Genomic DNA, 26,336 nt, shown 5'->3' on the forward strand with positions numbered 1-26,336 from the left:
ACGATTCTTTGCCTCTAGCCGACCGCATTCTGGTTATCCGGCGCGATCCGCACTCCGATGAGGTCCTCGCCCGCGGTGGAGACGCAGAGGCCCACAGCGTTCTGCAGCGCACCGGTTTCGTGCCCGTCGTCCGTGTCCACGAGACCTACCACCGCACCCCCACCGGTCTCGGCCAGGACGAGGAATCCCGCCTCGCCCTCCAAGCCGTCGCCCGGCTGCGATCCGCGGGATACCACGTCAACTGCGACGAGGACTTCCACACCGAAGCACGGCCGGCCAGTTACCTGCCGCTGGGCGCATCCGTCGCCCACCTCGCCGAGCGGATCCGCCAGGCCACCACCACCGACGAGGCAGCCGACGCTCTCACCGAGCTGACCGCCGCCCACGACGGCATCCTCGCCGCCCTGGCCGAGGTCCTGACCGCCACCGCCGAGTTCCACGACAACCTCGGCCAGGCCGCCGACCCGCACATCGCCCAACGGCTTCACTACCTCGCCAACGAGCGCCTGCCCATCATCAGCGCCGACCTGGCCGCTACCCGCAACGCCCTCGCCGACCGGCACGCCCCGCACCCCGGCCGCAGCCCCTGCGCCCAACAGGTTCCCGCCACCGAACGCGAGCGTTCCGCCGTCTGCGCCTGCCCACCCCCGCCGCGGATAGCTCCCGCCCCGCCGCCACCGGTGGCCACCGGGCTCCGCCGCTGACCTCCACCACACCCAAGGACACCATGCACGATCACGAAAACTCCGAGCGCCTTGCTTCGTACGCCGACATCCTCGCCGGTGAACTCCCCGGCGCGTGGACCAGCACGTACCTTCCGTCCGCGGACAAGGACGACCTCGCCGAACTGGCCGAGCGGGTCTGGGACCTGGACCTCGTCGCCGCGACCCTCGCCGAAATCCCGCTCCAGCATGCGGCTGTCCTGAGCCGCCCGGACGGCGCCCAGCTCATCGTCCTGGACCGGCCCGACGAGCGCGACGGCTTCCTCATCGCCGCCGTCGCCCCTCATGACCTTCCCGACGAGGCGTACCGCGCAGTCGCCGAACCCAACGGCATCGCTCTGGTTGACGACCCCTTCCAGGGTGCCGAGACCGTAGCGGGCGACCTGCTCGCCCGCTACGACACCGCGCTCGCCCAGGTCCGCCACAACGCCATCGGCGGCTTCCAGCCGTCCCAGCCCGAGCGGGTAGTCCTGACCTGGCAGCCCGACGGCTTCCTCGCCGCCGCACCCATCGGAGAGATGGCCGCCGCCGTCCTGGTGGCCAACGGCTTCGTCCAGGACCCGCAGACCGGCATCCACCGGCTCAGTGGAGACGACACCACCGCGCAGGCCCGCGCCGTCCGTGAACTGGGCGCGCAGCTCGACGCGCACGGCATCGGCACCGGCCTGCAGCACCCCGCCGGCCGGACCGCACCCACGGTCACACCGGCCGCCCTGCCGCCAGTCCCCACTGTGACCCGCGCCCAGGCCCGCCCGGCTCGCTGACACACAGAGGCTGACCTCACGCCCCTACTGCGGCTGAATGGGAGAGACCTCCATGGCCAATCTGGCCGACGAGTACGGCACCGACGTCGAGATCTACCCCAGGGCCCCGAGCACCACCATCCACGCCGACACCCCCACCGACGCCCCCGCAAGGCTCCACGACCTGCTCGACCAACTCGGCCTGGAGCGCCAAGAGATCCGCACCGCCGGCCCCGTCTACACCTGGCATGTTGTGCCCGAACACCTCGACGCTGATGAGCAGAAGCGCCTGGCCACCCGCGCGATCCCCGCCCTCCTCCTGGCCGGGTACAAGGTCAACTGCGCCCCCGACGTCTTCGACGAGGACGCCTACCAGCAGGCCGTGAACGAGATCCGCGCCAGCAAACCCGATCCCGCGGCGCGATACCCCACACCGGTCGCTGCCCCCAAGCGCCCCGCACCGTCCCCGCGCACCCCGTGAAGCGGGCCGGGCGGTCCCGACACCCCACCGGAGCCGCCCGGCCCGCACCGTCCGAACCATCGGAGAAACCCGTAACACACCGCACGCCCCCGCCGATCACCCACAGCCGCAAGCCCCGCCTGGCGACCGCTCTATTCCGCCGGTACCTGCACGCATGCATCCCCACCGGCCCGCAGGCCGTTCTCCCCGAATCCCAGCAGATCGCACCCTGCCCAGACACTGACCGCCCCGCTCTGGAGGAGCATGTCCCATCCCACCCCGTACCCGGTGAGGCTCGCTGACGAGATCAGCCGCCAACTCGACCAGCTCGCCGAGCACCTCACCCACCTGCTGGCGCACGAGGCCACCCAGGTCATCGCCCGGATCTGCGACCCCGACCACGGCCTCCTCGGTGGCGTGGCCCACCTGGTCGACCGCAGCAGCAGGTTCGCCAAGGGCCAGACCGAGCGCGGCGCACTGCCTGCCGAGGTATGGCTTGCCCTGGGCCGAGCCGCGAACGACCTCGCCCACACCAGCGCAGACCTGGAGGAACACCGGGAGACTCTCCAGCACGCCTCCACACAACCCGCCACCAGCGCGGGCAAGCCGCCAGCCACCGCATCGCTCGTCGTCCGGCGGCACCGATGAGCAAGCAGCAGCGGCAGAACTGGGGGGCAGGAGAGCAGGCCCAGCAGCACTACCTGGTCGAGCCTCGGGCCCTCGCCGGCGGCGGTGACCTGCGGCACGTATCTGAATTCCTGCGTGCCTCAGGATGGCGGGACAAGTCCAAGACAGGCGGCCCCCTTGTCATGGAGAGCCCGCAGCGCGCTATCCGAATCTCCTACGACCCCTACGTCCTGCCCGGTGGGTGGACGATCCACGGCAGGGCGAGCGGCCAACAGGAGGAGTGGTGGGCGGTCCTTGGGCGGCAAACACCGGTGGAGATCGTCGCCGGTCTCACCGACGCGCTCACCGCTCCCCGCTCCGCGCATGCCCCCAACGTCTGGGCGCCCTTGCAGGAGCAGGACTGGCAGACGGGTCCCGCGGGTGGGCACTACACCGCCACCAGCCCTGACGGCAGCGCCCGACTGCAGTACCACGAGGTCCCTGGCAGCCAGCCCATGTGGCGGGCCCAGGCGAAGGGCGGCCAAGGCAACGGGTGGTCCGCCCAGTTCACCGCCACCACCCCGATGCATCTGGTGCAAGCCTTCTCGACCGCGCTTTCCAGCCCTGAGCCGGTGATGCGCCCGCTCGGCCGCGTCCCCCAGAGCACCCAGATCCGCACCACGTCCGTCTCCGTCCTGCCCTCCCAGCTCAGCGCCTGGCAGCAGTCCCGGATCGCCGCGGCCCGCGCCGCCACTTGGGCCCGCAACACCGCCCGAGGTAACCGGCCCCGCACCACGGCTCGCCCCCACGCGCACGCCGGCGGAACCCGAACTCGCCGCTGACCCAGCACTCACAACTTCCGAGGAGCCCTATGCCCGCACTCACCCCGGACACCATCCGAAGCGCGACCGAGACCCTGACCCACCTCACCGAGTATCTGCGCGACGAGCCTGACCCCGAAACGGCGTTCGCGCTCGTCGAGCCGCTGCTCGACGAGTACACCGGCCTGCCCATCCAGCTCGCCGACATCCTGCGCGCCTTCGCCCGCACCGTAGCGGGTCACCTCGATACCCCGTGGCCGGCCGGGGCCCGCGAGTTGATCGCGGAGCTGCGGGACGCCGCGTGGGAGCAGACCGACCAGCACACCCTGCACTACGCCCTGGACGATCTGCGGCTCCTGTTCGACCAGGCTCGGGCGACGAAACCGGGGTGCTGCGCTTGCCGGTGAGTGCACGGCAGCTCGCCACCTTCGCCTCCACGCACGCCTGGCAGATCCCGTTCGACACCAGCCCCCGCCACCTCGCCGGCCCCGGAGACGCCCGCCACGTCACCCACGGCCTGGCCGCCGCCGGCTGGACCCCCACCTCCGACCCGCTAAGCGCCGAGATCGTCCTGCGCAGTCCCGACCTTCGGCACACCCTCCAGTTCAACCCGCAGTCCGCCACCTCCGCGTGGTGGCGGCTGCGGGCTGAGCCCGCCGGCTCCGAGCCAGGTTGGTTCGCCGAGTTCGGCGAACTCGTCCCCGCCGAAGTCCTCGCCGGCATCACCGACGCCCTCGTCGCTCCCGCACGCGCCGAGCCGAGCAGACCGCTGTCCGTGTTGGAAGGCGCCGGTTGGCTCATCGACGGCCGCGGGTCCGCCGCCTCCGACCCACCGGGGTGCACGGTGGAGCGCCGACCGGAGAGCGGCCGGGGCACCGTGCCCTGGCGTGAACCGGAGCGTGTGTCCTGGCACATCGAGGTCCATGACCAGCCTGAGGTCTTCGTCAACGGTCCCCGCCTGTGGCACGCCTGGTTCGACGGTCATACGCCCGAACACCTCGTGACCGCGTTCGTCGCGGCGCTCGCGGATCCCGCTCCGCTGCAGCGCGGCATGTTCGACCGGACCGGCCACGGGGCCACCCAAGAGCGCAGTGCTCTCACACCGCAACAGGTCGTCGATGCCCACGCCAACCGCCTGGCGACGACTCGGGCGCAGACCCGGGCCGCCCGCCGGCGTCAAAGCGCCGCGCTCGCCGCCCGGTCCACCGCAGCGCCCGCGGTGCGAAGCCGGTGACCGCCCCGAACGGAAAGCCCGCCATGACCACCCACCCCACCCACTGGGTCCATGAACTGCGCATGCGCCAGCTCGCCCACTACGTGCGCGAGAGCCGGCAGATCCTGGCCGACTGGGACGCCTACTCCGACCATCACTCCGACCCCGAAACGTACGAGCCCCTGGACGAGACCGCGTACGGGCTGCGCCAGCGCCAACGTGACGCCGACACGTGGAACTCCTTCGCCCGCGTGCTCTACGTCGCCGACGACATGCTCGACACCGCCGAACAGCAGCTCGCCCAGCTGCCTCCTGCCGATGCCGTCGGGCTGACCGGGCAGATCCGCGAACTGCACACCAGCATGGACCGCCTCCACGCCCTGCACGTCGAAGGGCCGGCCCGCCATGGCGCCATGCCCAGCAATCCGGCGTTTGACGCCGAGGCGCTGGCCGAGCGGAACGCCGAAGCCTGGCACCACCTCAACCAGTGGACTTCGTTCGGCCCTGCGCTCATTGCCGCCGATGTGCTGTTCCGGCAGGCCCAGGCGGCGCCTCCTACCGGCACTCCCCTCCAGGGGCCGGTGACCTCCACCCCGCACGCTAAGGGCCCGGGGAAGCGCCGGTGACGCACCCGCACGACCTCTGAACTGCCCGCGACAGCCGCCCCTCAATCACAGCGGCAGCCGCTGCTACCCCTGCCCCGCCCGGAAGTTTGGAGCCCTTTGCCGCCCTCGTCCAACAGCTCCACCGACGGTTACGACCTCGTTCTGCGCCTCTTGCTTGGGGTGCTCGCCATCGTCGTCCCCCTGTCCCACCTCGCCTGGCTGGGCGGCAACGCCAACGCCTACGTCACCGGAACCAGCTGGGCGCCGTACCAGCCGACCATCGCCCTGCTCCACCCCGAACGGCTCTGGCCGCAGGCAGGGGAAACGTCCCTGCTGATCGGCACCCGCATCGTCCCCGGACTTCTCCTCCTGGCCCTCGGGATCGCAGCTGGCGTCCTGTGGGCCCGGCACAAGAACCGCAGCGGCGGCCGGAAGAAGATCACCGACATGGCCAAGGCCCGGGACATCGAGCCGCTGCTGGCCAAGGCGATCACCGCCAAGGCCCGAGCCCTGCGGCCGAGCCTGAAGGACGCCAAGCGCATCGTCCCGAAGGACACCGGCATCCTGCTCGGCAACCTCCAAGGCAGCCGCCACGAGGTCCGGATGGGGTTCGAGGACGTCGCTGTCGCGATCATGGCCCCCCGGTCCGGCAAGACCACCTCGCTCGCGATCCCCTCCATGCTCGCCGCACCCGGCCCGGTCCTGCTGACCTCGAACAAGGCCGCCGGTGACGCCTTCACCGCCGCCTACGACGCCCGTGCGGAGGCGGGGCAGGTGTGGACGATGGACCCGCAGCAGATCGCCCACGCGGCTCGCGAGATGTGGTGGAACCCCCTCGCCAGCGCGAAGACCCTCGACGGTGCCGGCCGGTTGGCCGGCCACTTCCTCGCCGCGAGCGTCGATGCCAGCGCGCAGGGCGACTTCTGGTCCAAGGCCGGCAGCAACATCCTCAGCCAGCTCCTGCTGGCCGCCGCCCTCGACGAGCGGCCGATCACCGACATCATGCAGTGGCTCGCCTTCCCGGCCGACCGCACCCCGCTCGACATCCTCCGCGACCATGATTTCGCCGCCGTCGCCGCCCAGCTCAAGGGAACCGTTGAAGGGCCGCCGGAGACGAGAGACGGGATCTACGAGACCGCCCGCCAGTACGCCGCCGCCCTGCTCAACACCGAGATCGCGGCCTGGGTAACACCGCAAAAGGACGTCCCCGAGTTCCAGCCGGCGCAGTTCGTCACCTCCACCGACACCCTGTTCCTGCTGAGCAAGGACGGCGGCGGCGGAGCCTCGGCGTTGATCGCGGCGTGCGCGGATTCGGTCATGCGGGCGGCCACCGCCCAGGCCGAGCGTGCCGGGGGACGCCTCGACCCGCCGATGCTGGCGATCCTCGACGAGGCAGCCAACGTCTGCAAGATCAGCGACTTGCCGGACCTGTACTCACACCTCGGCAGCCGCGGGATCATCCCCATCACGATCCTGCAGTCCTACCGCCAGGGCCAGAAAGTCTGGGGCGACGCCGGTATGGACGCGATGTGGAGTGCCTCGACCGTGAAGGTCATCGGCGCCGGTATCGATGACCCCGACTTCGCCGACAAACTGTCCCGGCTGATCGGCGACCACGACGTGGAAACCACGTCCACCTCGCACTCCGAATCCGGAAAGTCGACCTCGGTGAGCATGCGGCAGGAACGGATCCTGCCCGCCGACGCGATCCGCGCCCTGCCCAAGGGCACGGCGCTCTGCTTCGCCACCGGAATGCGTGCCGCCATGCTCGACCTGCGCCCGTGGTACCTGGAGCCCGGCGCCGACGAGCTGGCCGGCGCCTCCGCCCGCGCATCGAAGGCCATCACCACCCGCGCCATCGCGAAGCACGCACCGCAGCAATCCGACTTCGGCAAGGCCGTGTGAGCGCACCCCCGCTGGGTTGCGTGCCTCCCCGAATGCAACTCCACCAAGCGGATTGCGCCGTCGACCGCTGGCGACCGTCTCGCCGGCCTGGCTACGGCCGCCGCATGACCGCTGACCCGATGACCCGCCTCCGGAGCCCTCTCTGCCCACGAAAGAAATCGACCTCCCCAGCCAGCGCGAGCGCCTGCGCCACCTCGCCTGCGCTTTCGAGGCCCTTCGCATCCAAATCCGCGATCTCACGTTCACACCCGGCCCCGATGCCGTGCGCCGCATCGAGCCTTTGATCCTCAAAGCCCATGACCTGGTCGGCAATTCGATCCTGCAGTTGTCCGCACTCGACGGCAGCCAGTACACCGCCGTCCCCGGCAGCAGGGCCTCCCTGGACGCCCTCTCCAGCGTCGTCTCATCCGTATCCCTGGCCGGCACCGACCTAGCGCACGCGCTGGCCGCCAGCCCCCTCGACGGTGCTTCCTTCGGCGAGCCGGCCGATGATGAGGACGGCATCCGCCAGGCCCGGCACGCCCACGCCCTGCCAGTCATGGCCGACCACCTGCATAACGCAACCCAGCAGCTGGAGTTGTGCGCGACGGCCTGCCGCTACGTGGCCAGCGGGTTCGACCGGGACCTGGCATCCACCGCGCAGAACACCCAGCCCACGCCGCCGCAGAAAGTGAGCCCCACCCAGCAGCATGCGCTGACCGCGCTGGCGACGGGCGGGGCGCGCCTGCGGGCAGCGAACAACTACGCCACTCCTCGTGTCTACGTCCCGGACGGCAGCCGGGTGGGTCTGGCCACCTTCGCGTCGCTGGCCAGGCGGGGCCTGATCCACGTGGACACCTCTGCCCCGCTCTATCAGGGGCAGAACGTCAGCGTCACGGCGCAAGGCCACCGCGCCCTGGCCCACTGCCGGATCACGGCCACCCTCCCCAGCGCCGCTGTCCCGGCGCCGCCGACAGCAGCGTCCACCCTCGGGGCGCGCCGGTGAGCGAATTCCTGGAGGACGACCGCGTCCTTATCTCCCCGCGCCACCTCGCCGGCGCCGGCCTGGACCGCCTCGCCGACGCCATCGGCCCCCTGGTTCACCTCTTCGGGTGGCCCACCGGGCACGACCCCACCCGCGGGCACGTCGCCCTCGACAGCCCGGACCACAGCCTGACGGTCGACTTCGAGCCCACCCGGGTGGACGGCATCTGGTGGACCATCGCCCACCACCAGCCGTACTGGGAAGCGCGGTTCACCCGACAAACCCCCATCGAGGCGATCGCGGCCGTCACCCAGGTCCTGCCGCAGCTGCTCGGTGACCACCGCCACGCCGATCGCATCCACCTCAGCACCAGCAGCCTCGCCGACATCGCACACCTGAACGGTTGGGCCGCGTCGCCGCATGGTGAGGCGTTCACCTCGCCCGACGGACAGTGCACCCTGCGCCGCAGCGCCGACAGCGACGCCGCCTGGAGCGCCGCGCACGGCGTCTACGACGGGTTCGACACCCACTGGAACGCGACCTTCACCCAGGACACCCCCGATCGCCTCATCGCGCAGTTCTTCGCCCACCTCGCCTCCACCCTCCCCGTCGAGCGCCGGTACGGCGAGATCCCGTACCTCGTTCGGGACCTCGACGACGCGCTGATCACCCCCATCCGCGGCGCCACCGTCAACCCGCAGGTCCACCACGCCGCCGCCCAAGCGGGCCGTGCTCATCACGCCCACCGCCGCTGAACCACCCGGCCCGCGACCACGATCACCACACCGGAGGACTCCCCCGCACCATGACCACACCGTCCCGCGACGAGCAGCACGCCGCGCCCCCGCCCACTGCGCCCGAGCAGCTCCTGGAGCTCGCCGGCGACTTCTCCCGGCACAACGACGCCCTGACCGCCCTAACCGCCATTGGCCCATCCGCAACCAGCAACGTGCTGCAACACGTCGCCTTCACCCAAAGCCTCGCCCGCGAGACCCTCGCCACCATCGCCGTCATCAAGCAGCAGCCGCTGCACCACACCCACCAGGTGCAGGACACGCTGGTACGCCTCAAGCAGCTCGCCTACCTCACCACCGAGGCAGCCGACCACCTCCTGGACGCAGTGGACCTCCTGCGTGCGGCCCGCGAGCAGGGCGCCGGGAGCCCGGACCAGCTCGCGGCTCATCCGGAGCCGCTCCGCGCGGCGTCCCGCCGGATCCAGCTGGCCCGCGAGCTGACCGCCCTGGCACCCGAAGCCATCGTCGAGGCAGCCGAACACATCGCCCGCGAGTCACACCGCCAGAAGGCGGCCGAACCTCACCCGCAGGAGATCCGCCTGTCGCCAGCGCAGTACACCGCCCTGCGCGCTGCCGCGAGTGGTCATGTCCTGGCGACGGACCTGTTCGGCAAGCAGTCCGCCAGCATCCGCAGCACCCGCGTCCCCATCAGCACCCTCCGGTCCCTGCAGGCCAAACGCCTCCTCCAGCACGAGATGCTGCCCCCCGCTCACCGCGACGCCGCACACCAGTCACGGATCCGCCTATCCCCCGCGGGCATCACCGAGCTCGCTGCCCTCCTGAGCCGGCCCCGGCCCGCCCCACAGACCACCAAGGGCGCATTGCAGCCAGCGCCGGCCAAGCCGGCACCGAGCCGAACCCGCTGACCTCGGACCCACACCACCGAAGGGGCCTGGCACCCACCGCCATCGCCGGGCCTGTCGATGCCCGATAGCCGCCGGGCGCGGGGGCAGCTGTACTCGGCACCCTCGCTGACTGCGCCCGCCGGGCGGGGAATCCGCCGGCCACGCGCTGCCGCAGTCGCGCTCCCCCTTACCGCGCCTCTTTCCCCCACCCAAGGACAGAATATTTCCGAAAAGCCCGTATTTCGCGCCCTTTCCCTAGGGGCGGGAGTTCAGTCCAGCGCCCTGCTCGCGCTGTCGGCGAAAGGGATTCTACCCAAGGTCGACTACGCCATTTTTGCCGATACCGGATGGGAACCCGCAGCGGTCTATTCCCATCTGGACCGGCTGGAGCGCGAGATAGCCGCACCCGCCGGAATACCTATCCTCCGTGTGACGTCCGGCAATATTCGCGATGACGCCCTGGATCCAGATCACCGGTTCGCCTCCATGCCTCTCTACATCCTCAACAAGGATGGCCGACCTGGCATGACGCGGCGCCAGTGCACTGGCGAATACAAGATCAAACCGATCAAGAAGAGGGTCCGGGACCTTCTGGGTTACCCGTCACCGGAGCGTGTCCCGAAGGGCGTGTTCGTCGAGCAGTGGGTCGGCATTTCCACCGACGAATTCCACCGCGCCAAAGACTCCGACGTCCAGTACATGCGCAACCGCCACCCGCTGATCGCGGATATGAACTGGTCGCGCGGCGACTGCGTCGACTACCTCACCGAGTTGGGCCTGGCCGAAACCCCGAAATCGAGCTGCCTGGGCTGTCCCTTCCACGGCAACGCGCAGTGGAGAAGCATCCGGGACACCTCTCCGTCGGAGTGGGCGGATGTCGTCGCGTTCGACGCCGCGATTCGCCAGGGCAACGCCCGCGCCAACGCGACCGGCAACCGACTCCTGGGACAGGCATTCCTCCACCGTTCCCGCGTGCCGCTCGACCAGGCCCCGATCGATCACGTCACGGCCGCCGAACGGGCAGCTCTCCAGCAGCCATCCGGCGACACCGATCCCGAGGCGGACGAACTGGAGCATGGAGTCGCCGACGGGTGCTCCCCTTGGGCCTGCCGCGGATCGGCGACGGGGCCGGAACAGGACGACTACGAGCTGGCCACGTGATCCTGGATCTCTTCGCGGGGCCGGGTGGCTGGAGCAGGGCCCTGACCGTGTTCGGTGTCCAGGACGTGGGCCTGGAATGGGACGAGTGGGCCAGCAAAACCCGTCAGTCGGCCGGCCTGTTGACCGTGCGGACGGACGTGGCGCGCTATCCGACCTGGCCCTTTGTCGGCCGGACCCGCGGGCTGATCGCGTCTCCTCCCTGCCAGGCATGGAGCACAGCCGGCAAGCGTCTCGGCCTGCTCGACCAGCCGCTCGTGCACGAGGCCGTTGACCAGCTCGCCGCCGGACGCGACACCCGGGCACGCCTCCTGACCCTCTGCCGCGACGAGCGCTCCCTGCTCGCGGCGGAGCCGATGCGCTACCTCCACGCCCTGAACACCGCCGGCGAACCCGAGTGGGTCGCCATGGAGGAGGTACCGGACGTCCTGCCCTTGTGGAAGCAGTACGCGGCCGTGCTGCGGGCGTGGGGGTTCAGCGTGTGGACGGGCATCCTCAACGCCGCCGACTACGGCGTACCCCAGACGAGACGGCGGGCGATCCTGCTCGCCTCCCGGGTCCGCACCGCCCAGCCCCCTGCCCCGACCCATGCTCAAGTCGGCGAGCCCGACTCGCTGTTCGGTCCGGGCCGCATTCGCTGGGTCAGCATGGCCGAAGCACTCGGGTGGGGCGCCACCGACCGGCCCGTGCCAACCGTCTGCGCCGGCGGCGGGCCCGGGGGTGGCCCTGAACCGTTTCCCTCCGGGTCCCGCAAGGCCCTGTCCAATGCGCGTGAGCGCGGGACTTGGATGTCGCGGCCGGAGGGGTTGATGCTGCCGTCTCGGGCTTCCTGGCCCGGACAGCGCGAGGGCTGTCCGGCAACCGCTCCGCGACCAGCCATCACCGGGTCACCTGGCTGGTCCTGGTCCTTGCGGAGCAACAACCAGACCAACGCCACCATCCGGCCGCTGTCCGAGCCCGCGGGGACCCTGTTCTTCGGGCATCGGGCCAACGAATGCACCTGGATCGCTGAACCGCCCGCATCCCCGCACCAGGACGCTGCGGCGGGTCCCGTCCCGGATCCGATCCGGATCACCGCCCGCGAGGCCGGCATCCTGCAGACCTTCCCCGCCGACCACCCCTGGACCGGTAACAAGGGCCAGCAGTTCTCGCAGATCGGCAACGCCGTCCCTCCGCTGCTCGCCGCCCATCTCCTCGCCCCGCACCTGAACGTTCCCCTCAACCCCGACGACTTCGCCCTGGCCGCCTGATGCATCACACCCCCGAACCCGACGCAGACGACCTCGACGCCACCGCCCCGCCGCCCCCGGTGTTCCACGCCGAGCAAGCCCTGCTCGGCGCGCTCCTGTTCCAACCCCAGCACCTCGGTGAAGTGACCGGCATCGGCCCCGACGCGTTCTCCGCCGCCGCACACGGTGCCGTGTTCCGCGCGATCGCGTCCCTGCCAGCATCCGACCCGGGCGACCACACGCAGAGCACGCAGTGGCTGGATGCCGTGCTCGGCACGGCTCGCGAGCAGGCGCCCGGCCTGACCGCCACTTACCTGCACCACCTCATCCAGGTCTGCCCGTGGCCCCGGCATGCGCCCGCGTACGCACGAATGATCGAAGCCGAGCACGCCCGGCGCCGTCTGGCCGCCGCCGCCCAACGCCTCGGAGACACGGCCCGGGACACCTCCCTGCCGCAGCTCGTGGACGCCACCCTCGATGAGGCCGACGCCCTGGCCACCGTGGTGGACGACATCACCGCCCGCTTCCCCCCACAAGCGGGCCCCCTGCCCCGCCCCCGCATTTCTCGGCAGACCCCGGCCCCCGACCAGGAGGCCCTCGGCGAAGAACAGTTGCTGCTCGCGACCGCCACCGCGTTCCCCACCGACGTCGAGCAGATGCGGTGGCTGACACCCGACGACTTCACCCACCCGTTGCACGCCGGGCTGTGGCAGTGCCTGAACGCCCTGATCCGACGCGGCGCCCCCGTCGACCCCGTGACGCTGCTGTGGGAGGCACAGCACCGACGCCTGATGGCCGCCGGAGCCGACCCGCGAGAAGTGCTCGGCCTCCTCGCCGGCCCGCTCGGCTCCCCCGACCACTGGGGCGAGCGCGTCCTTCAGCGCTCCCTCCTCGCCACCGCCCAGCACACCAGCCAGGTCATCTACGCCTTCACCAACGATCCGGCCACCACGCCGAACCAACTCGTCGTCGGCAGCCGCCGCGCTCTCGCCGACCTGTCCGCCGTACGCACCCGATGGCACCACGCCACCGCACCCGTACCGGCGCACCCACCCCACCCCAATAAGCCTCGCAGGGCCCCGCACGCATCCGGGGCCGGGCCACCGCGGACAACAGCTCCGCCCGCCGCCCGGAGTTCCCGCTAAGCCCCCTGCCGCCAGCCGGACATGCCGGGCCCTTGCGCCCCGGCGACCGATGAAGAGAGCCCCCTTCGTGTCGACCCCCTTCCTGGACGCGCACGTCCTCCTCGACAGCCACCCCACCCACTCCAGCGCCGTAACCGCCCTGCCGACCGGCTCCCAAGCCCACATCCCCCACCTGGGCCTGGAGGCCGCCAACTGGCACGTCGTCGCCACCAACACCCTGGTTCTTGCCCGCATCGACCATGAGGAGCCCTACTGGGCCGAACAGGCCGCCCAGCAACTGGCCGCCGACGGGATCACCGTCGAGATCACCCCCCAGCTCCGCAAAGCCATGGACGAAGACTGGACATGGGCCGACTACCCGATGCCCTGGTGCACCCGGACCGAGATCCGCGAGGTCTCCAACGAGGCCCAGACCATCTATGACGACATCCGCCACGGCCGGCTCCTCATCCACGCTCACGCCGATGACAGCCACGCCACCGTCGCGGTGGGCACCTACCTCAGCAGCGGCAAGAGCGTCTACCTCCACGGCGAGAACCACCTGCGGCAGGTCGCCGACACCTTCGACTCACCCGCTCAGGCCCTGGTCGCCTTCGAAAAAGTCCACGGCGGCACGATGCGGCCCGGCCCGGCACCCATGACCGACATCGAGCACGACGCCGTCCAGGCCCGCACCTCCTTCGCCATACCGGGCGTCGAACCTGTACCCGCACCAGAGCAGGAAACCGTCCCGGCGTACGCCGCCGATGCCGGCGACCACGATGCGCTCCTGAACGCATTCCTCGCCGCTCATGACGACTGGGCGAAGTGGCGGACCTGGTCCGACGACACGACCCACGCGATCCACGAAGACCAAACCCTGCGCATCGAGCGAATCCACGACGCCCCCGCCCACGAGACCGCCTGGACCGTCGCGGCATACGAGACACCGGTCTCGGACCGCATGTGGATTCTCACCGCGACCGGTGCCACCCCCGCCCCCGTGCTGCAAGAACTACTGGAGCACCTCGCCGACGGAGACGGCTGGAGCACAGCCGTGGGCACCCCGGTGGACGAAAAGACCGTCACCGCCGCCACACAGCCCCTGGCCAAGGCAGGATGGAAGCACACCGTGGACGGACGCTGGATCCGCTGGACGTCTCCCACCGCAGACGCGGGAGTCCAGTTCGACGCCTTCGCCGCCCAGCACCCGACCCGAAACCTCGCCACCTGGACCATCTGGGCCGGCCCAAACCCCGACCACCCCACCTGGACGCTCACCGCGTCCCCGCACACCCCCAGCACGCTGCTGGCCGATCTCGCCGAGAACCTCGCCCATGGCACCGGCACTCGCCACCTGCCGGCCACGGGTCGCGAACGCAGGACGAGCCCCGACACCACGCCCTCTGCCATTCCGGCGGTCGTGGCCGGCCCCACAGCCAGCCGTACCCGCTGACCACCGACAGGGCGGAGCCACGTCGCGCGGGATCGCCGGTTAGCCAAACCGGCGATCCCGCGCAAGGAAGTCGATGACGAAGCCCTTGGCGTCGTTGCCGCCGAAGAGAAGATCACTCAGCTCGACGAAAGGCTAGAACGGAAGGGATCCCCCGTTTTCTTGGGTATTCCCGCCCACGACCAGGCTGCCGCCCGAGCCGTCGACCTTGGATGACTGTCCTGGCAGAGATCTACTCGAGATCATTCGGTTAGTGAGCTCCACCGTGGCCAAGTACCACCAGAAGACCCAATCCAGAAAGTTGTCGTCGTAGTCGACATGCTGACCGGCATCCCGATGCCGGAGGTTGAACTTGTTGGCGATCAGGAAGAGCGCCCCTTCGTCTGCACTGGTCATTTCATCTTTGATCAGTTTGCGACGCTCCTCTAGGATGCCCGCCAGCGCGACAATCGCAGAACGTTTGCTCTCTCGGGAGGTGCTGCGACTTCGGAATAGGGCGATGGCGTGTTCGGTTCGCTCCTGGATGTCGGGTTGCGAGACGTGCAAAGCCTGATGGACGAGTTGGCTCCTGGCGTCATCGGTCACCGCCACCAAGCGTCCTAGGTCTTCACCCTCAGCTGCTAGCTCGTAGTCGATCCCAGAATTCCGCAGCATCTCATTTACCTTCACCCGGTAAAGAGTCTTTGCGGGGCCCGAATGAAATTCAGAATGATGCCAACCACAGGAACCATAGGAGTGGAAGTTGCGCATTCGCGGCCGACTCACCAAATCGTGAAATACTTCGATGAGGCCATAGAAGGTATCCTCGTCCCAAGACTCTGGTTTTATCGGCCAAAGTTGAGCAATTCCAAGGCGCCTTTCGATCACCCCTGAGGCATCTGGAAGATCATCGCGAGCATCAACACACTCTTCGCCGAAGACCTCCACCAGATAACCATTGTCCTGAAATCCACCGATGATCCGCGCGAACTCGCGGCGTGTGTCACGGGGAGTGCTTCCATCATGCGAGGCATTCTGCCCTCGCCGCTGAGGCCAGTACGGTCTTGGCGCGGCTGCATGTCGAAGCTCCCCTGCTCGGCTGATCAACTCGTCGAACCAATCGTGCTGAGTCATGGCACGTTGCGGAGCCCCCCACGATTGCTTGGGAGCCCATGGATCGTCGTTGACACCGCTCTGAGCTGGGAGGTCCTCAAAATCTGCTACCGCGGTTGTTCCTGACAATGCCTCCGTCAGCAGCCAGATCGCCCGGTCGCTCCAAAACCTGTTGTTGGCTCGGCTGATTCGCTCACCTTCAGCGATGAACAGCTCCGTGGGCCAAAGGAGTTCGTAGTTGCTCAAGTCCAAGCTCACGAGAGTCATGATGGCTCACCGCCCAGCCAGATCACCACTGAGTTCGCACCCTAGTTGTGCCCAGCCCCTGGGTCCGGCCCCACAGCAGCGCGGGCAACATAGCGCGGGATCGCCGGTTAGCCAAACCGGCGATCCCGCGCACCATTGATAGTCCACCGCCACGACCTGCCCAATCGTCGAAAGGCACAACCCCACGACCCCAGACCAACCGAAACGCTCACGGCCACGGCGCCGTCTAGCGATCACGCCGCGGCGTAACTCGCCCGGAACAGATCCTGCGCACGCTCCACGTCCCTAGCCGTGCGAAGCTGCACCTCCAAGTCACCCGTCCCGTGGTGGCCGAGCCCGGACACGTCCCGGGTGAAGCCGGGAATGAGGTCGACGTGCTTCGGGTCGACCTTTAGGTAGACGAGGAGCTTGGTCCGCTGGGGCGGGCAGACGCAGGCGAAGTTCCGCAGGCGCTGATACGCCCTGTACTGCTTGCGCTCCACGCGGTTCACGCCGTCCCCGAGACCGAGCAACGCCTCGTCGACCGCGGTCGCCATCGCGACCATCGACGCACCCGGGACGGCGGCTGCCACCCGTGCGACCTCCTGCCGACGCGCACGCCGGGGCGTCTGTGTCCCGCCGCTCACGGACGCCACGGTCTCAAGGCCGAGCAGGTCGTTGCCGAAGAACCGGTAGCGGACCAAGTCGATCGACCTCCGGTTCTCGCGTACGGCGTGAACGTCGTAACGCGTGAAGTCGCCGGCAATACAGATCAGGCGCGGTCCACTCCACAGCACCTGGGACGCGGCCGTAGCCCCGAGCCGGTCGCGGACCAGGTGCTCGAACTCAGCCCGATGGTCCATCAGCCACGAGAGATAGAACAACCCCTGGTTGATGACGCCCGCGTCGACGCCGCGCTTGTATTCCAATATGACCGGTGAGCCGTTCTCGTCTAGCCCAAGCGAGTCGATCCGGCCCCCGTGCGCCGGCCCTGTGCCGTACTCACTCGCCAGGAACCGGACGTCCAGCAGCGCCTCCATATGCGCCTCGACGAGGCCCTGCACATCCGCCTCAACCTCAGCAAGACGCGGCGCGACCTCGGTCACTCCGCTTTTCATCGTGCGGAACAGCTTCAGACCCGACACCTCCCCCTCCTCGACCCGAGATCAACAACGCCGAGCAGGGGCAAGATTGTTTCCACCGGGGCCTTCAACCTGGTGGAGACAGCGTGGGAACCTGCAGGTACGGCCTACGAGGAACACCCGTGTCCCCCTGGACCTCAGGGGTTTGCCTTTCCCCCATACGTCCCCCACGTTGCGGGGGTTGGCGCCAGGAGAGTGCGTTCACGCAGGTCAGCGCCCTTGGCGCGGCGCGTAGGGCTAGTGCCTCCTAAGCGCCTGCCGCATGTTCCAGCCTCGCTAAGGTTGATGACGACCTCAACGAGCGCCGGCCCGGCCGCCGCGCCCTGTTGTTACGAGCCCTCCAGGGCTGATGACGACCGTCGAGGCCGCCGACGGTGATGGTGTCCCCGTCCGGTTACGAGCCCTCCAGGGCTGATGACGACTGCAGGGCACGTTCCTGGCGCCCACGTTCTACCTGCGTTACGAGCCCTCCAGGGCTGATGACGACCACTCCCGCGCACGGCACGGATCCAGCCGGGTGGTGGTTACGAACCCTCCAGGGCTGACGACGACTCGATGTGCGGGGTGTACGGCTCGGGGGGGGACCACTGTTGCGAGCCCTCCAGGGCTAATGACGACAAAGAAGCCGTGGCCGAGCGGGACCGCATTCGCACGTTACGAGCCCTCCAGTGCCAATGACGACGTCGTCCATCTCCGTGGCGGACACGGCCGCGTTCTCGTTACGAGCCCTCCAGGGCTGATGACGACTTCGCTCCCGGGCACATCCTGCTCCGGCGTCTCGCGTTGCGAGCCCTTCAGGGCTGATGACGACTCGGCGTTCGCCGCCAACTACGTGGGCCGGATCCCGTTGCGAGCCCTTCAGGGCTGATGACGACCCCAACGGCTACCCCTACTGCAGCCAAGCCTGCCGGTTGCGAGCCCTCCAGGGCTGATGACGACCGGAACGGCCCAGCGGCTCCCGGTCTTGCCACCGGGTTGCGAGCCCTCCAGGGCTGATGACGACCCGGGATCATTCGTTGTCCCCGGTTCTGTGTCCACCTCCCGTTGCGAGCCCTCCAGGGCTGATGACGACTCGAGGGTAAAGGTACTGGTCAGCGGAAGCCTTGAGGTGGTCGTTCGAGGGGAATTGGCAGCGATCCGCCGGTAGTGCATCAGCGCAGGTCAGGCCGTTTTGTGCGGCTACCCCACCATCCTTCAGTCTGGCAGCAGACGGACGTAGCGTCGACGGCGGGCTTTGGTTTGCTGCTAGTCACCACTATGGCTTCATCGCGGCTTCGGCGGAATCGACCTCCCGATGCGGCATAGCACTCAACGGAGACATTCATGGTATTTCAAAAGAAATCACTACCTCACTTACTTCGGTCAACTATGGTGCCGCGCATGCCAGTTGCGCCGAAGAACTGCGGCATCAACACGGAACCTCGAGGTGGCCTTCGATGCGGGTGAGGGTTGATGTCAGTGCCGATACGCCGAGTCTGCGTTGGGAGGACGTGCACGGACCAGCGCGGGCCGTCGTGTATGGGCTGCTGGGGAGCCAGGACCCGGTATTGGCGCAGTCGTTGCATGACGAGGGTTGGCGGGGCCATCCGCTCAAGCCGCTCGGGGTGACGAGCCCGCAGTTCAGAGGCGCGCCCAACAAGAGGGGGGTATACACCACCTCCTCCCAGGGGTCGGTCTGGTTCGGTTCGCCGGTGCCGGAGATCGCGGCCGTGCTAGTTGCTGCTCTTGCTTCGCGGACGGAGATTGTCTGGGGAGCGACGCGCCTGCGGGTGCGTGGCTTCGCCGTCGACTTCGATGCACCCTCGACGAGTGGCCCGGTGGAGATGGCGACGGCTACCCCAGTTGTCGTCAAGCATGACGGGCGCGATCTGTTGCCGGGGGATGATCATTTCGTCGAGCGGCTGGAGCACAACCTGGTCCACAAGGCCGATGTGCTGGGTCTGCCGGCTCCTCACGGGCTGCGGGTGCTTGAGGCCGGGCCTCGGCGGCGGTTCACGGTCCAGGGGGCTCCGCGGATCGGGGCACAGGTGCGGGTGTCGATGGAGGCGGATGCGCGGTTCGTCGACGCGGTGCGCTCCTGGGGGTTGGGGTTGGACACGATCCAGGGCTTCGGGTGGATTCGGTGAGCGCCGCGGTGGCGCTGGGATGCCTGCGGGCGACGAGCCATCCGTTGCAGCGTGCGGGTGCGTGGGCGGCAGCGGTGATGGCCGGCTGTGAGCGCCCGGATCAGGTGGGGGTATCCGATCTGGATGAGGTGGCCGCTCGCATCGTCGCTGACGCGTGCAGGGCGGCGGTGGCTGCGAAGGATGCGCCGGCCTATGACTGGTGGAAGGTCTTGTTCGCGCTGTATCCGAATGCCAAGGTGACGCACGCCGGCCGGACGCGCGACGAGGACGTGCTCAGAGCGGCCCTCGCGGGGATGTTCGCACCGGATGCGCTCGATGGCGGGACGTGGCCCTGCACCTTTTGCGGCACCGATGCGTCAGCGTTGTGGGCGAAGTCGATGCTGCCGATGTTCGACACGAACAAGGCGCTCAATACGTTGCCGCCCGGTGTTGCGGGGTGGCCGGTCTGCCGGGGTTGTCGGGTCGCGATGTGGGCGTTGCCGTACGGGTCGTGGGTGACGGCCGGCTCAGCGACGGTGCTGTCCTGTGAGCGGGAGGGCGCCGAGCGCCAGTTCGCGGAACGCAATGTGCAGCGGGCGCGGCGCATCATGCATGCCGGCTTTACCGGTCTGGCGGCAGGCGCGCGTCCGGAACTGGTGGTGCTGCGAGCTCTGCGCGGCGTGGGGCCGGAGTTGTGCGCCACCACCTTGTGGAGTTTCAAGAACGATAACCAGGATCCGTGGCTGAGAGTGACGCGTACCCGCCGTGCGATCCCGCGGTTCCTGGCGATGGTCGAGGGCAACGCGCCGTTGAGGCGGGGTTGGCGGTTGCTGGAGTTGGCCCTCACCCAGCGCGATAAGAGCGGCAAGGTGGCGGCCCATGGGGCGGCGGAGGCGGCTCGGCTGTTGTTCGAGGCTGAGGACGGCAGGAGCCGGTCCGTTCTCCGTCAGGTGAATTACCTGCTGCGCGAGGCCGAAGGCACGTGGAGCCCGCGGGACCTGTCGGACTTGGCGCGGCTCGCTTTCACGTACGCGGAGGAGATTTTGGGGATGGATGTGGACCTGATGCCGGTGGCGACGGTGATCGCTGACTGGATCGAGCATGGCAGCGGCAGCCCGCGGGGGCGGCTGGCGGAGTACCGCAGTGTTGCGCTGAGTGATTACAAGCTGGGGTTGCTGTTGGTGCAGGCGCATGGGCGGTTGTGGTTCGACGGGCGTCCTCCCCAGGCCGGTCCGGAGGACTGGAAGCCGTTGCTGCAGCAGCGGTCCCGTGCTTGGGAGCAGCGGATGCTGTTGTTCGCCAGTGTGTCGAAGCTGCTGGTGGAACGGGGTGTGGCTGTGAACGAGAAACCCGTGGACGCGCAGGAGCGCGAACGCACGGAGCGCTTGGTGGAGCTGCCGGTGCTGGCCTTGGATGACGACGATGAGATGGGGGCGGCCTGATGGCTTACCTGGCAGGCAAGATGGTGCTCGCGGTGGAGGCGGGTGCGCCCAATAACGGTAAGGGCGAGGAGACGAAGGCGCGGGTGAAGTTCGCCCGGATCCGGGGTCGGCAGTACCCGTATGTCTCCGCGCAGGCTGTGCGGCGCTGGATGCGGGACGGGATGGTCGAGCAGGGTTCGGTGCCCTCGCCGGTGACGCGGGTAGGGAAGGCGCAGAATCGGGCGCAGAAGGCCAACACCGATGCGGACCCGATCCGGTACGCCGACGATGATTTGTTCGGCTACATGCGGGCGGGGGCCAAGAAGGACGATGCGGCCACCACCTTGCGGGACAGCCCCTTCATGCTGGGCACGCTGATGTCCGTGGAGCCGGCGTATCCGACGGAGGATTTCGGGGTCATGTCCCGAGGGGTGAGTGAGCCGGTGCTGCACGGCCACGAGTTCTACACCGCGGACTTGGCAGCGCCCTTCTTGCTGGACCTGCCGCGTATCGGCACGTTCACGCTGCCGAACCCAGGCGGCGTCGGGCGCCCGAACTACCTGACGCAAGAGCAGGCCCTGCAGGTCGCCGACGCGGCGGCCGCTGGCGCACAGGCGACGACGTTCCGTGATCAGCCAGCCGTACGGCTGCCGATCGAGGAGCGCCGCAAGCGGGCCGCGCTGCTGCTGGAAGCTTTGGCGCACCTCAGTGGAGGGGCCAAGCAGGCGCTGCACTACGGCGACCGGGTTCCGGCGCTGATCGTGCTGGTGCCGTTCAAGGGCGGCATCAACCCGCTGGCCAACTGTGTGGACGGCGAAGAGAGCACTGGTCTGCGGGTGCGGGGTGACGTCCTGCGCAAGGAGCTCGCGGCGTGGGACGGCGAGTGGGAGGCTCCAGTCCGGATCGGCTGGCGCCCCGGTTTCCGGGACGAGATGCGGGCGGTGTTCGAGAAGCAGTGCGCGCAGGAACTCGAGGCCGGGACGATCGTCATTGACCATCCCCGGACGGTGCTGCGCGGTCTGGCGGCCGAGCTGCGCGGTGGAGGGCTGGATTCCTGGTTTGACGATCCCGCCGGTGCTCCCAGTGCCGCGTGAAGCAGTGCCGGCGTGGCGGCTGGAGTTCTACGCACCCGTGGCGTCGTTCCGCGATCCGCTGTTTCCCGGCATCACCCACGGCCTGCCAGTGCCGCCTCCCTCGACGGTACGGGGGCTGCTCGCCGCGGCCACCGGACGGCCGTCGGAGCCGGTGACTTTCGGGATGGCGGCCTGGTCCGAGGGCGGCGGAATCGACGCGGAGACGTACCACCCGATCGCCGCGGGGGGTGCGAACCCGGCGGTATCCGGCCGGGTGCGCGAGGGCAAGGGCGGTATGACGATCCGCGATCGGCCCTTTTTGGCCGGCGTCCACCTCACGTTGTGGCTGCCGGGCGAGGACGGAGACCGGATCGCGCGGGCGCTGCGCCGTCCGCGCTGGCCGCTGCGGCTGGGGCGTTCGCAGGACCTTGTCCACCCCCTGGAGCGGGACCATGTCCTATTGGAGCCCGCCGATGAGGCGGTCGTCGATCACGCCTTGGCGCCGGTCGGCGGGCACGACGTGCCGTTCGCCACCGTCCATCGCCTGGCGGCCTCCATCTCCACCGACCGGATGACCACGTCCTGGGCCGACTACCAGTGGTGCGACGAACCCACCGGCCGCCGCCCCGTCCACGACGCCTACCAGGACCCGGAGCCGGGCCGGCCGGGGAGGGCGGTATGGCTGCTGGCCCCGTGAGCCCAGTACCGCGCAGACGCGCTCTCACCGACGTCCGGGCGAAATCACGGCCCGCGGACGACCCCGAGCGGCTGACCACCCACTCCCGGACGGTCCACGACACCGTCGCGCAGATCGAGGCGCGTATCGGGAACGCCGGGATCCTGGCGACCGACCCGGCCTTCTGGCCCCGGATCCGCCATGCCGCGCTTTTGCACGACACGGGCAAGATCGCGGAGGGCTTCCAGCAGCAACTCCTCCCCGGGAGCGACGCCTGGGGGGAACGCCACGAGGTGTTGTCCCTCGCGTACGTGGACCTGCTCGCCGCCCGGACCGGCTGGAGCGACCAGGACCGGCTGATGGTCGCGACTCTGGTCGCCTCCCATCACCGGGCTCTGCACGACGCTTCCTCCGGCGGCACCGGCGGCAGGCCGAGCCTGTCGCGCCAATACAACGCGCACACGAAATGGGACGAAGCGTTCGGCACCACCCCCGGAGCCACCGCGGGGCAGGTGCAGGTCCAGGTAACCCTGGGTCTGCACCGAGAACTGCTGGCCTGGCTGGCCGGGTTCCTCACCGTCGACCCGCCCCCGGCGAGCCGTAGCGGACCCACACTGGCGCGCCGGACAGAGGAACTGCTCGGCCAGGTACTGGACGCCTGGCGGCACCCGGTCAAACCACACCGCGGCCTGCTCGCCGTCCTCGCACAAGGGGCCCTGACCCTGGCGGACCACGCAGGCTCTGCCCACGAACGCCTGCAGACCCACATGCCGCTGCTGCCTGACTACCTCGACCGCTTCCCCCACCCACCGCACCTGCACCAGCAGCAGGCCGCCATCACCACAGGTCATCTCATCCTCATCGCCCCCACCGGCAGCGGAAAAACGGAAGGCGGACTGGCCTGGGCCGCCTACCAGACCACGACGATGCCCGGCCTAGTGCGCGTCGTGTGGACGCTGCCCTACCGGGCATCCCTCAACGCGGTGCGCCGACGCTTCGAACTGGATCTCGTCCCAGCACCCGGGCAAGACAAGGCTGACATCGGACTCCTGCACGGCTCCGTAGCGCACACCTTGCTCACCCAGGCCGTCGACGACGACTGCGGCGGCACCACAGCACGCGCTGAGCCGACCCCAGCACAGGCCCGCAAGGCACGCGCCCAGGCGGCAGCCATGAGGCTGTTCGCCCAGCGGGTACGCGTCGCCACCCCCCACCAACTCCTGCGCGGAGCCATCGCCGGCCCCGTGTACTCCTCCGTCCTCCTGGAGCAGGCCAACTCACTGTTCGTGATGGACGAGCTGCATGCATACGACCCCGACACCTTCGGCCGCCTGTGCGCTGCCATGGGACTTTGGGAACAGCTCGGCAGCCGGGTCGCGATCCTGTCCGCGACCCTGTCCCAGACGATGATCGACATCATTGAAGAGAGCCTGGAACAGCCGGTGGCGGTGCGCCGGGCAGCGCAGGGCACCGCTCCGATCCGCCACCGCCTCGTCCTGGACGACGACCCACTCAGCGCACCCGCAAGTATCGAACGCCTGCGGTCCTGGCTGGAGGATGGGCACAGTGTGCTCGTCGTCGCCAACAAGGTCGACACTGCCCAGGCACTGTTCGAGGCCCTGGCCGACACCGCCCGCGGCGCCCGGCCCGAAGACCCGTACGCGGCGTTGCTGCTGCACTCCCGATTCAAGAACCGTGACCGCGACCTGATCGAGAGAACCTTGCTGCGGCGACACCCGGAGCGGCAGCCGCACGAAGCCGCCAGGCGAGGCGGACTGGTCGTGGCCACTCAAACCGTCGAAGTCTCCCTGCAACTGGACTTCGACCGGGGCGCGGTCGACAACGCCCCCGTCGAGGCGGTCGCGCAGCGAGCCGGACGCGTCAACCGCCGCGGCCTGCACCCCGACGGCGCCGCCGAATTCCGCGTCCACCGCACCGACGGACACCGGCCCTACGCCCAAGGCGCGGTCGAAGCAGCATGGGCGGCCCTGACCGCACTCGTCGAGCACGGAGTCGACACCCTCAGCGAGCAAGACATCGACCACCTCCTCACCCACGCCTACGCGACACCCTGGGGCAAGGAGTGGGCGCAGGAAGCGCGCGAAGCCCGCGACACGTTCACCTCAGAATTCCTCACCTTCACCGACCCGTTCCACGACCGCACCGAATTCGCCGAGGCCCTCAGCGAACAGTTCGACACCGTCGAGGTCCTGCACCACGACGACATCGAGGAATATCGGACCTTGGTCAAGGGCAAGCACGGTGACCCGCTCCTCGCCACGGGGCTCCTGATCCCCCTGCGATACCGCCAGCTCACGATGTACGCAGGGCGATTCGACCCCCACCTCGGCGTCCACGTGATCGACGGCGTCTACGACGAGGTCACCGGCCTGCGACCACCCTCCGAACAAGAGACCATCTTGTGAGCCCTCCCGCCTTCGACCCCGCGCACCCTGATGACAAAGGTGCCGCTCTCGGCGGGGTCCACATCAAGTACCTCCGCCACTGCCCACGGCAACTATGGCTGTACGCACGCGGCTACCGGCCCGAACACCGCAGCGACCTCGTCGCTTTCGGCGAAGTCGTCGCCGACACGACCTTCACCCGCCGCCGTGAGATCGACCTGGGCGAAGCCAAGATCGACTGGGTGACCGCCGGCGCCGTCGTGCACGAGACCAAATCGTCCCGCACCCCCTCACCGGCCCATGCGGCACAAGTCCGGCACTACTGCCTGCTGCTGGAGCGCCGGGGCATCGCCGTCCGCGGTGGAACCGTCCATTACCCGCTCATCCGACGCACCACCGACGTCCCCTGGGACGAGGCCGCCCGCGCCGAGGCGGAAGACACCGAGGACGAAGCCCGCGCTGTCATCGCCGCTGCCACAGCGCCGCCGCGCCTCGCCCGCGCCAAATGCCGGGGCTGCTCCTATCTCGACTACTGCTGGGGAGACTGATGGCCGCCGCCGGCCGCACATACTGGCTGACCGAACCATGCCGCATCCGCCGGGAGGATGACAGCATCCGCATCGAGCGGCACGACGGCAGCCCGGTCCACATTCCCATCACCGATATCCGCGATCTCATCGCCTTCGACCACATCGACATCAACACTTCCGCCCTGTCCCTGCTCAGCCGACACGGCGTGAACCTCCACGTCCTGGACCACTACGGCAACCACGCCGGCCACTTCAGCCCCGCAGAATCGATGGCCTCCGCCGCCGTCGTCCGCCGCCAGGTGGAACTCACCGGTGATGCAGAACACCGGACGAGGGTCGGCCGAGACCTCGTCCTCGCCACGGCACAGAACCTGCGCTGGGCCCTGGATACCGACCTCCTCGATCCCGCCCTCCAAGCCCTGCACACCGCACTGCCCACCTGCCAGGACAGCGAAGCGATCATGGGCCAGGAAGGCAACTTCCGGCGCACCGCCTGGGCCGTCCTCGACACCCAGCTACCCGCCTGGCTGCGACTCAACGGACGCACCCGCCGGCCGCCGACCAACGCCGGCAACGCCTTCGTCAGCTACCTCAATTCCCTCGTCTACGCCCGCATGCTCACCGCCCTGCGCAGCACCCCCCTCCACCCAGCTATCGGCTTCCTCCACGCCGACACCGACCGGCGCCGCAACACCCTCGCCCTCGACCTGGCCGAACCGTTCAAGCCCTTGTTCGCCGAACGCCTCCTGAAGCGCACCGCTGCCCAAAAACACCTCAGACCCAGCGACTTCGAGACCGACGTGGGGCGCGCCTCGCTCAGTAAGGACGGCCGCAAGAAGATCGCCGCCCTGGTACGCGAGGAACTCGCCACGACCGTCTTCCACCGCACCCTCAAGCGCCAGGTCAGCTACGAGGAACTGATCCACCTCGAAGCGCTGAAAATCGTCCGCCTGTGCCTGGAAGACAAGCCCTACAAGCCGTTCCATCCCTGGTGGTGACCGGTC

The 26,336-nt window shown here is 69.1% G+C and carries 25 protein-coding genes; 23 read left to right on the top strand and 2 right to left on the bottom strand.

Annotated features, from left to right (window positions below; all coding sequences use genetic code 11):
* The first annotated feature begins 8 nt into the window (after positions 1-8).
* The 16 genes from C8250_RS09510 to C8250_RS09585 all read left to right on the top strand — a co-directional run bounded on the left by C8250_RS09510 (position 9) and on the right by C8250_RS09585 (position 14,645).
* Positions 9-704, top strand: a complete 696-nt coding sequence (locus C8250_RS09510) for a hypothetical protein (RefSeq protein WP_187144802.1) — start codon at positions 9-11, stop codon at positions 702-704.
* 23 nt (positions 705-727) lie between these two features.
* Positions 728-1,486 carry a hypothetical protein gene (locus tag C8250_RS09515; protein ID WP_138356031.1) on the top strand — a complete coding sequence of 253 codons (759 nt, stop codon included), beginning with the start codon at positions 728-730 and terminating at the stop codon, positions 1,484-1,486.
* A 37-nt stretch (positions 1,487-1,523) separates the two neighbouring features.
* The gene (locus C8250_RS09520; protein WP_244809070.1) at positions 1,524-1,946 is read left to right on the top strand and encodes a hypothetical protein; all 423 of its coding nucleotides are present in this window, start codon (positions 1,524-1,526) and stop codon (positions 1,944-1,946) included.
* Between the two features lie 243 nt (positions 1,947-2,189).
* Complete coding sequence (locus C8250_RS09525; RefSeq protein ID WP_138356030.1) at positions 2,190-2,573, top strand: hypothetical protein; 384 nt, start codon at positions 2,190-2,192, stop codon at positions 2,571-2,573.
* A complete protein-coding gene (locus C8250_RS09530) occupies positions 2,570-3,373 on the top strand; it encodes a DUF317 domain-containing protein (protein ID WP_138356029.1) in 804 nt (267 codons plus the stop codon). The genes C8250_RS09525 and C8250_RS09530 overlap by 4 nt, the downstream gene beginning before the upstream one ends.
* A gap of 29 nt (positions 3,374-3,402) precedes the next feature.
* A complete protein-coding gene (locus C8250_RS09535) occupies positions 3,403-3,759 on the top strand; it encodes a hypothetical protein (protein WP_138356028.1) in 357 nt (118 codons plus the stop codon).
* A complete protein-coding gene (locus C8250_RS09540; RefSeq protein ID WP_346268731.1) occupies positions 3,756-4,586 on the top strand; it encodes a DUF317 domain-containing protein in 831 nt (276 codons plus the stop codon). Before C8250_RS09535 ends, C8250_RS09540 begins: the two co-directional genes overlap by 4 nt.
* A gap of 23 nt (positions 4,587-4,609) precedes the next feature.
* The gene (locus tag C8250_RS09545) at positions 4,610-5,191 is read left to right on the top strand and encodes a hypothetical protein (protein WP_138356026.1); all 582 of its coding nucleotides are present in this window, start codon (positions 4,610-4,612) and stop codon (positions 5,189-5,191) included.
* A 96-nt stretch (positions 5,192-5,287) separates the two neighbouring features.
* Entirely contained in the window at positions 5,288-7,075 is a 1,788-nt protein-coding gene (locus C8250_RS09550) for a type IV secretory system conjugative DNA transfer family protein (protein ID WP_138356025.1), read from the top strand.
* Between the two features lie 262 nt (positions 7,076-7,337).
* Positions 7,338-8,060 carry a hypothetical protein gene (locus C8250_RS09555; RefSeq protein ID WP_187144803.1) on the top strand — a complete coding sequence of 241 codons (723 nt, stop codon included), beginning with the start codon at positions 7,338-7,340 and terminating at the stop codon, positions 8,058-8,060.
* Positions 8,057-8,794, top strand: a complete 738-nt coding sequence (locus C8250_RS09560) for a DUF317 domain-containing protein (RefSeq protein ID WP_138356023.1) — start codon at positions 8,057-8,059, stop codon at positions 8,792-8,794. Before C8250_RS09555 ends, C8250_RS09560 begins: the two co-directional genes overlap by 4 nt.
* 50 nt (positions 8,795-8,844) lie before the next feature.
* Positions 8,845-9,699, top strand: coding sequence for a hypothetical protein (locus C8250_RS09565; protein WP_138356022.1), 855 nt, complete (start codon positions 8,845-8,847; stop codon positions 9,697-9,699).
* Between the two features lie 261 nt (positions 9,700-9,960).
* Positions 9,961-10,839, top strand: coding sequence for a hypothetical protein (locus C8250_RS09570; RefSeq protein WP_138356071.1), 879 nt, complete (start codon positions 9,961-9,963; stop codon positions 10,837-10,839).
* Positions 10,836-12,086, top strand: a complete 1,251-nt coding sequence (locus tag C8250_RS09575) for a DNA cytosine methyltransferase (RefSeq protein ID WP_138356021.1) — start codon at positions 10,836-10,838, stop codon at positions 12,084-12,086. The genes C8250_RS09570 and C8250_RS09575 overlap by 4 nt, the downstream gene beginning before the upstream one ends.
* Entirely contained in the window at positions 12,086-13,210 is a 1,125-nt protein-coding gene (locus tag C8250_RS09580) for a DnaB-like helicase N-terminal domain-containing protein (protein ID WP_138356020.1), read from the top strand. Before C8250_RS09575 ends, C8250_RS09580 begins: the two co-directional genes overlap by 1 nt.
* 67 nt (positions 13,211-13,277) lie before the next feature.
* Positions 13,278-14,645 carry a DUF317 domain-containing protein gene (locus C8250_RS09585; protein WP_244809072.1) on the top strand — a complete coding sequence of 456 codons (1,368 nt, stop codon included), beginning with the start codon at positions 13,278-13,280 and terminating at the stop codon, positions 14,643-14,645.
* Positions 14,646-14,777: 132 nt separating this feature from the next.
* Here C8250_RS09585 and C8250_RS09590 read toward each other — a convergent pair whose 3' ends face one another.
* On the bottom strand, positions 14,778-15,992 hold the full coding sequence (locus C8250_RS09590; protein WP_346268732.1) for a hypothetical protein: 1,215 nt from the start codon (positions 15,990-15,992) through the stop codon (positions 14,778-14,780).
* A 242-nt stretch (positions 15,993-16,234) separates the two neighbouring features.
* Positions 16,235-17,125, bottom strand: coding sequence for a DUF5655 domain-containing protein (locus C8250_RS09595; RefSeq protein WP_138356018.1), 891 nt, complete (start codon positions 17,123-17,125; stop codon positions 16,235-16,237).
* A 1,433-nt stretch (positions 17,126-18,558) separates the two neighbouring features.
* Here C8250_RS09595 and cas6 point away from each other — a divergent pair.
* Genes cas6 through cas1b form a run of 7 tightly spaced genes read left to right on the top strand, consistent with a single transcriptional unit; the run spans position 18,559 to position 26,330 of the window.
* The gene (gene cas6 / locus C8250_RS09600; RefSeq protein WP_138356017.1) at positions 18,559-19,248 is read left to right on the top strand and encodes a CRISPR-associated endoribonuclease Cas6; all 690 of its coding nucleotides are present in this window, start codon (positions 18,559-18,561) and stop codon (positions 19,246-19,248) included.
* Positions 19,245-20,669 carry a hypothetical protein gene (locus C8250_RS09605; protein ID WP_187144804.1) on the top strand — a complete coding sequence of 475 codons (1,425 nt, stop codon included), beginning with the start codon at positions 19,245-19,247 and terminating at the stop codon, positions 20,667-20,669. Before cas6 ends, C8250_RS09605 begins: the two co-directional genes overlap by 4 nt.
* Before the next feature lie 20 nt (positions 20,670-20,689).
* A complete protein-coding gene (gene cas7i / locus C8250_RS09610; RefSeq protein WP_244809074.1) occupies positions 20,690-21,742 on the top strand; it encodes a type I-B CRISPR-associated protein Cas7/Cst2/DevR in 1,053 nt (350 codons plus the stop codon).
* A complete protein-coding gene (locus C8250_RS09615; protein WP_244809075.1) occupies positions 21,732-22,418 on the top strand; it encodes a CRISPR-associated protein Cas5 in 687 nt (228 codons plus the stop codon). Before cas7i ends, C8250_RS09615 begins: the two co-directional genes overlap by 11 nt.
* The gene (cas3, locus tag C8250_RS09620; RefSeq protein ID WP_138356013.1) at positions 22,400-24,823 is read left to right on the top strand and encodes a CRISPR-associated helicase Cas3'; all 2,424 of its coding nucleotides are present in this window, start codon (positions 22,400-22,402) and stop codon (positions 24,821-24,823) included. Before C8250_RS09615 ends, cas3 begins: the two co-directional genes overlap by 19 nt.
* Positions 24,820-25,350, top strand: a complete 531-nt coding sequence (locus C8250_RS09625) for a CRISPR-associated protein Cas4 (RefSeq protein ID WP_138356012.1) — start codon at positions 24,820-24,822, stop codon at positions 25,348-25,350. Before cas3 ends, C8250_RS09625 begins: the two co-directional genes overlap by 4 nt.
* Positions 25,350-26,330 carry a type I-B CRISPR-associated endonuclease Cas1b gene (cas1b, locus tag C8250_RS09630; protein WP_138356011.1) on the top strand — a complete coding sequence of 327 codons (981 nt, stop codon included), beginning with the start codon at positions 25,350-25,352 and terminating at the stop codon, positions 26,328-26,330. Before C8250_RS09625 ends, cas1b begins: the two co-directional genes overlap by 1 nt.
* Positions 26,331-26,336 lie beyond the last annotated feature (6 nt).

The sequence above is a fragment of the Streptomyces sp. So13.3 genome, from assembly GCF_005860785.2.
GTDB lineage: Bacteria > Actinomycetota > Actinomycetes > Streptomycetales > Streptomycetaceae > Actinacidiphila > Actinacidiphila fildesensis.